Below are 6,282 nucleotides of genomic sequence, written 5' to 3' on the forward strand. Positions count from 1 at the left end.
GCTAAAGTTTGTACTTTTATTCATATCTGGTTTTGTGGTAAAACAAGATATAAAGCAAAGCGGGAAATCCAACTATGGAAATCCCGCTTTTAAAAAACTTTATCGGACACTAATGATTAAGTATATTAAATTTTATTTAGTTTAGATTTTTAAGCTTATATATAAAGTGTTTAACCAAATGTACATAAAAACTATTTTTAAAATATACTAATTCTTACAAATATAGCATGTTTAGAAATTCTCAGATATTCTTGGTGTTTTATTTGAGCTAAAATTAAAAATGTCATCCTGTATGGCTTAAGTATGGATGGTGTATGGATAGTGTATGGAAGGAACATTTCAACAGAAACGACTAAAAACAACAGAAAACAGAATCCCATCCAAATAAAAAGACTAATTTTTAGAAACAAAGCCGGCTCTTTCTGCTATTTCTAAGCGTCTTATAAAAGTTTAAAACGCACCGTTTGCCCCGTAAATTTCTGCGCTAAAGTATGCATAGCCATTTCACTGAGTTGCAAGATCCTTGGATAGCCTCCTGTCGTTTGGCAATCGCGCATTAGTACAATAAGCGTTCCCGAAGGCGTAAGCTGTACCGTCCCGGGAAGCACTGGTGACGTAATTATGGACCCCAGGTTATGCTCCAACCGTTCTTTTAAATGGTATCCCATCCTATTATGGGTTTTAGAAATGGAGAACTGAAAGGATAACAGGTGTTCTTGTTGTTCCCGACTTAACATACCGAACTCAGGCCCCTTAAAAACGGCAAGCCGGTTTTCTGTTAAATAGGTGCTATTGGGACGAATGTTCGCATGGTGCATAGTATTAAGTGGTTTAGAGCTTGCAATGGGAAGCACATCGTTTTTAAACAAGGTTACTTGTTTGGTAATCCCTTGGTACATACTTCTACTATGTAAAACCGTTTCGGTTAGCAAACCTCCCAATACAGCCAAATAGCTCCTAAACCCTGTTTGAAGCTTACCAAACGACAATACATCTCCCGCTAGTACTTTTATAGGTTTATTAACCGCAATAATACTATCATTAAGCTTAGGAGACATCTCTGCCCCTGAAAGACAGATGTATGTATCCGTTTCGAATTCCAACACAGGCCCCGTCATGGTTATTTCCATAACGGCAGCCGTTTCCTCATTACCCAACAACATATTGGCCAGTCTTGCCGCGTAACGGTCCATAGCCCCAGACTGCGGTACGCCATAGTGCATAACTCCCTGCCTACCAAGATCCTGAATAGAGGAATAAAAGCCGGAACGCAGTACCTTAATCATTGAGCACCTCACTTTCCAATTGATACACACCACCCTTAACCAAGGTTTGTATATCGTTATACATTTCTAAAGACACCGGATAAAACACGATGCGATCACCCGGCTGTGCAAAACAGGGTGTTTCTTTGGTAGCATCAAAAAAATCAATGGGCGTATTGCCTATAACATGCCACCCACCCGGGCTAACACTAGGGTAAACACCTGTTTGCTCCCCACCTATAGCCACACTTCCCTTTTCAACTCGTAATGCAGGTGTTGCCTTTCTGGGCATATACAACTGCGCGTCCAAGCCCCCTAAATATAAAAAACCGGGTAAAAACCCAATAAAATAAACTGTATAGACCGCACTGCTGTGCTTTTTTACAATGGTCCCTTGGGCTATTTTTTTAGCTTTAGCCAAGGCTTCCAAGTCCGGCGCATGGTCGGCTTCATAACATACTGGAATACGCCACAAGGTTTTAATAAGTGCTTTATATGGGGCTTTTGATGCATAGATAGCTTTTAACAAAGCCACTTCACGATTGAAATCGGAATACGCCGATTCGTAAATTACCAAAACCGAATGGTAGGCGGTAACGACTTCTGACACCTGTTGTACTTTGGATTCCAGCACGGTTTGCTTAAATGCCAAAACATCTTGTAATATCGTTTCCGATATACTCGCCGGCCACGCTACTAAAATAGCGTGCAATCCGTAAGGTTTGTATGCTAGTTCGAAACGCATAAGCTCTTAATGAATTGCAATACCATAACGTTCTAATTGTACTCTTAAATGTTTTACTAAAGACAGCGCCTCTGGATTGTCACCGTGGATACAAATGGTATCTGCCTTAATGGGTATTTCCTTTCCATTAAGCACAGTTACTTTATGAGTGTTTATCATAGTATACACATGCTTAAATACGGCTTCCGGTTCATGAATGATAGCGGCTTCACTCGTTCTGGAAACCAAGGTAAGGTCTTCGTTATAATTTCTGTCTGCAAAAACTTCATACAGTATCGGAATATTGTTTTGCAATGCCAGCTTGGCAATAACCGATTGGTAAGGTACATACAATTTAACCGGCAACGCAATACTCTTCATCACCTCAATGATAACATTGGCAATTTTAGTATCTACTGCAGCCAAATTGTACAATGCCCCATGTGGTTTTATATGATGTAAGGGCTCATGCATGGCATCCAAAACAGTAAGCAAGGTATCAATCTGTTCTTTAATACTTGTGAACAATGCTACACTCGACATGTCCACAGCAACACGTCCAAAATTAGCCCTGTCGGGAAACGATGGATGGGCACCCACTTTAACACCATGCTTTTGGGCCAAGGCCACCACTTTCCGCATGGTTGTTTTATCGCCCGCATGGCCACCACAAGCAATATTACAGGACGACAAATAAGGTAGCAACTGTGGTTCGTTACCCACCCCCTCGCCTACATCGGCATTCATATCAATCGTTAAGCGCTCCATTAAAACAAATTTAAACCGAATACTTTATTAAGACTCGCTAGCGAAAGTAAGATACTAATTAATATAATTACAAACCCAAATATGTTTTGTCCCAAACTATTTTTATAGACTCCTAAAACAGAGGATTTGTTCATAATCCAAATTAAAAACACGGCAATAATGGGTAATAAAATGCCATTGGTTACCTGTGCAAACTTAATGATCTCAATGGGTTTTATTCCTAAAGACGAAAAAACGATCCCCATTAACAGTACGACCATCCAAACACCTCTAAACTTCCAGGAACGCATATTGGCTCCTAATCCCAAACAACCATTGGCAACGTAGGCTGCCGCCAATGGTGCCGTGATAGCGCTTGTAATACCAGCCGCAAACAAACCACTTGCCAAAAAATACTTGGCAAACCGCCCAAACAAAGGTTCGAGTCCTTTGGCCAAGTCGGCAGCACTGCTAATATCTGTTGCTTGTATAGCGGCTGCCGATACTATAATAGACATAGATACCAAACCGCCCAAAGTAACAGCCACAACCGTATCCTTTCTGGCATATTTTAAATCTTGTTTGCTATGCCATTTTTCCTTAACCAAAGACGCATGTAAAAACAGATTATAAGGCACAACGGTGGTCCCAACCAAGCCAATAACGGTTAACAAACTGTTTTCTGGAAAGCTAGGCACTAATGCCCCTTTTAAAATTACCATAACATCCGGACCGGTTATTACGGCCGTTACCAAAAATGCCAGGCTCATGAGTATCACAAGAAACACCAGTACCTTCTCCAATACTTTATAGTTACCCAAATAGAGCAAACCAAATGCTATAGTTCCTATAACAATACTTAACACATTAAAGCTAAAAGCCCCAACAGTTAGCTTGGGTGCTACCATAAGGGTTTCCAACCCCAACACGCCACCACTAATATTACCGGCTTCGTAAGCTGCATTACCGATAACGACGGCCGAAAGGATCAATAAAATAGCCAATACCCTAAGGACAGGCACATTGATTTCGGTTCTAATAACCTCAGACAGACCCCGTTGGGAAACAATCCCCAAACGGGCTGCCATTTCCTGTAAAACAATGGTCGCTACTACCGATAGCACCATCGCCCAAAGTAACTGGTAACCAAACGCTACACCTGCCAAGGTACAAACCGTTACCGTTCCTGGCCCTATAAAAGCTGCAGCAACAAGAGGACCAGGGCCTATATTCTTAAACCAATTTTTCACACGTTTAAATTTTAGTAATTAATTGATTTTATTGTAATTATAAAATTAAGAACGTGTGCAACCACTCCTTACACTCGTTCTCTCATTAAAAATTTTAAACATTGCCTTTTGTGAAGTAATTTTTAAAATTTCTTAATGCTCGTTTCATTCGTATTTTTTATGGACAATACAATGTCGCCCTTATTTGAATTTACGGTTCTCACCTTAAGGTAATTTTCCAATCGCTTGCTTAGGTACTGGGCAGATTCACTTCCTTCCCTGTTATAAGCAATGCTTAACGTATTCTTAAAAGTGAAATATGAGTCCGTAGCATGTACCTGCATAGGTGTAGGCAGTATATTTTGACCAAAGATGACCACAGAACAAATAAACATATGAATTGTTAACCAATGTCTTTTAAAACGCATAAATAATCAGGTTTTAGTTTGTAACTGAATTTAAAGCATAAATAGCAAAACTACCTAACCAATGCCCGCCTTCGTAACTGTCGCCAACAATGCTTGGCAAGGAATAATTGATATGTGTGTTGGCAATCGCTTTTAAATGGCTATATTCTGCTAAGTCCTCAGCTATTTTGTACAAACTCCAGGCTCGGGAAAAATTAACACCATCTAAATGGACTAAATGACCATCGGTGCGATCTAAAACCTCACCGGGCTCCAACCTAAAGTTTGCATCCTTAAGCTGTGGCAAAAAAGCTTCCAGCCAATTTCTAAAGTCTGCTACTGGCAATAAGCGCTTCATTAAAGCAGCTTCTTCCAAACAGGGGGACAAGAAATCACTACCACTAGGCTCCCAGGTAATCGGACAGCCTTTATCCTCTAAATAAAAATAGGTTGCCCGGTCTATAATGGCTGTTTTTAGTGCTTCATGTTGTGTTGCCTCGGCAAAGTCGAAAGCAAAAGATAAACCAAAGGCTGTATTGGTATGCGTTCCCACACGCTGCGGATAATTCAACTTAGGTAAAAATGCAATGTATTTTTCAACTATAAGATCGGTTAAGGGTTGAAGATTATCTTCTAGGGTTCTTGCTAATGGCGTATCCCAGGTATGCAGTGTTTCAGCTAATTTTAATAACCATGCCCATCCGTAAGTACGCTCAAACGATTTGTTATGCAATCCTTTAAAGTAAAGGATTTCCTCTGCTATCTTTTCTTTAGAAATGTTTTGCAATAAACGTTGCTTTATAGTTTCAGCATCATCGATATTTGGAAACGACTTAAGCAAACTCACCAGACTCCAATGGCCGTGCACAGCCGAATGCCAATCGAAACAGCCATAAAATGCCGGATGTAACACTCTGGGAGCTTGTAAATCTTCGTCACTCCCCAATGTCTGTGATAGTTTGTTGGGGTATTCATTATTTATACAATGTAAAGGCAATTGTGACAATCGGTTAGCCTCTTCTAAGTTAAGAACAGGTGCCTTTTCGGCTTCGCTAACCACCTCGGTTGCTGTAGTGTCTTCTTTTTCTTTGGGTGATTTACAATGAAACATTAAAATACTAAATACGAGAACGGGAAAGGCATATAACTTCATACAGTGTGTGTTTTTAGCGGTAAGTACTACCAGTTTATACATTAGTGTTTTGATCAGTTGCTATCAAAAATAGCATAAATAATAGATTAACGCGATAATCGAGATTTTTTGCAACTTTTGTTAGGTCTTGGGTACTGGGTGTTGGGTACTGGGTATTGGCTTTTAGCCATTAACTTTTAACTTTTAACTTTTATCGAGTACATTCACCCCAACCACCCTTCTCTATCCAAGCTTCGGTATTGGATCGCTTCACTAATATGGGTGCCATTAATGGCCTCAACGCCTTCCAAATCGGCTATGGTACGGGCGACTTTTAAAATACGATCGTAAGCTCTTGCAGATAGGTTTAGGCGTTCCATAGCCGCTTTTAACAATTGTTTTGACGCGTCGTCCAAAGTGCAATGGTTTCGAATGTATTTTGTATGCATCTGGGCATTGTAGTGCACGGATTCCGAATCTTTGAAACGCTCCGTTTGTATAGCCCTTGCTTGGGTGACACGCTTTCTAATTTCTACCGAGCTTTCCCCATTTACAGAATTCGATAATTTATCAAAAGGCACTGGAGTCACCTCTATATGAATATCGATTCGATCCAACAACGGCCCTGAAATTTTACCAAGATAACGCTGCATCTCGGCTGGACTCGTAGCTACGGGTGCATCGGGATCATTAAAATAACCACTCGGACTTGGGTTCATGCTCGCTACCAACATAAAGCTACTGGGATAGGTAACAGTAAATTTAGCTCGTGATATAG

7 protein-coding genes are annotated in these 6,282 nt (G+C 40.4%); all 7 read right to left on the reverse strand.

The genetic code is table 11. The features are described from left to right. Positions 1 to 440: 440 nt before the first annotated feature. Positions 441 to 1,286 carry a 5-oxoprolinase subunit C family protein gene (locus tag JF259_RS17425; RefSeq protein WP_199116990.1) on the reverse strand — a complete coding sequence of 282 codons (846 nt, stop codon included), beginning with the start codon at positions 1,284 to 1,286 and terminating at the stop codon, positions 441 to 443. Next, positions 1,279 to 2,010 (reverse strand): 5-oxoprolinase subunit PxpB, encoded by a 732-nt coding sequence (pxpB, locus tag JF259_RS17430; RefSeq protein WP_199116991.1) that lies wholly within the window; start codon positions 2,008 to 2,010, stop codon positions 1,279 to 1,281. Before pxpB ends, JF259_RS17425 begins: the two co-directional genes overlap by 8 nt. A gap of 6 nt (positions 2,011 to 2,016) precedes the next feature. Then, complete coding sequence (gene pxpA / locus JF259_RS17435) at positions 2,017 to 2,757, reverse strand: 5-oxoprolinase subunit PxpA (RefSeq protein WP_199116992.1); 741 nt, start codon at positions 2,755 to 2,757, stop codon at positions 2,017 to 2,019. Next, positions 2,757 to 3,986, reverse strand: a complete 1,230-nt coding sequence (locus tag JF259_RS17440; protein WP_199116993.1) for an Nramp family divalent metal transporter — start codon at positions 3,984 to 3,986, stop codon at positions 2,757 to 2,759. The genes pxpA and JF259_RS17440 overlap by 1 nt, the downstream gene beginning before the upstream one ends. 122 nt (positions 3,987 to 4,108) lie before the next feature. Then, positions 4,109 to 4,393, reverse strand: coding sequence for a glycoside hydrolase family 20 zincin-like fold domain-containing protein (locus tag JF259_RS17445; RefSeq protein ID WP_199116994.1), 285 nt, complete (start codon positions 4,391 to 4,393; stop codon positions 4,109 to 4,111). A gap of 13 nt (positions 4,394 to 4,406) precedes the next feature. Further along, the gene (locus JF259_RS17450; RefSeq protein WP_199116995.1) at positions 4,407 to 5,525 is read right to left on the reverse strand and encodes a DUF2891 domain-containing protein; all 1,119 of its coding nucleotides are present in this window, start codon (positions 5,523 to 5,525) and stop codon (positions 4,407 to 4,409) included. A gap of 203 nt (positions 5,526 to 5,728) precedes the next feature. Continuing rightward, positions 5,729 to 6,282: magnesium chelatase subunit ChlI family protein (locus JF259_RS17455; protein WP_199116996.1), on the reverse strand; the 554-nt coding region annotated here is incomplete at its 5' end.

This window comes from Snuella sedimenti (assembly GCF_016428595.1).
GTDB classification, from domain to species: Bacteria; Bacteroidota; Bacteroidia; order Flavobacteriales; family Flavobacteriaceae; genus Snuella; species Snuella sedimenti.